General features: G+C 60.6%; 1 protein-coding gene. It reads left to right on the top strand.

Annotation, left to right across the window (positions count from 1 at the left end; genetic code table 11):
* Positions 1–299: 299 nt before the first annotated feature.
* On the top strand, positions 300–503 hold a 204-nt coding region (locus IF809_RS38760), incomplete at its 3' end, for a hypothetical protein (protein WP_462840108.1).

The raw sequence follows: 503 nt of genomic DNA, 5'->3' as shown, positions 1-503 counted from the left end.
CCTTCGTAGCCCTCCTGAGCCCTGGAAAAACTCCGTAGCGTTCGACGGAAGACTCGGGTTCCGCCAGTGTTCGTAACATTGGCCTGCTCCAAGCAACGCGAATTGCGCGGCGCTGGGCAGGCAACATGGCTGGCGACCGTTCCGTGGCGACGCTGCCGGCGGACGAATCCTTTCCGAAATCCACAACGACGGCCCGAACGGGCGCGGCCTTTCACACGATCTTTTTACGGGCGCTAATCATTACTACAACCAATGGTTTAAATATCGACGACCGCCATTCCTTCGCGGAACCGTTCCAGATGATTCACAAGGGCGTCGAATTCAGCGTCACGCAGGTCACGGCCGGCGTCTGGAAATGGCGTTTCCAGATCGGCGATCGGGTCTACACCGGCAAGACCGAAGCGAAACTCGACCTGCTGGCGATCCGCCGCGTGCAGCTGCGGATCGACCGCGAGCTGAACAATCTCGGGCTGGGACGGCCCCGCGGGCAAGGCGATCAGGAT

It is taken from the genome of Bradyrhizobium sp. UFLA06-24 (assembly GCF_054967145.1).
Note: the sequence above shows the minus strand (reverse complement) of the source record. Positions and strands in the feature narration are given on the sequence as shown.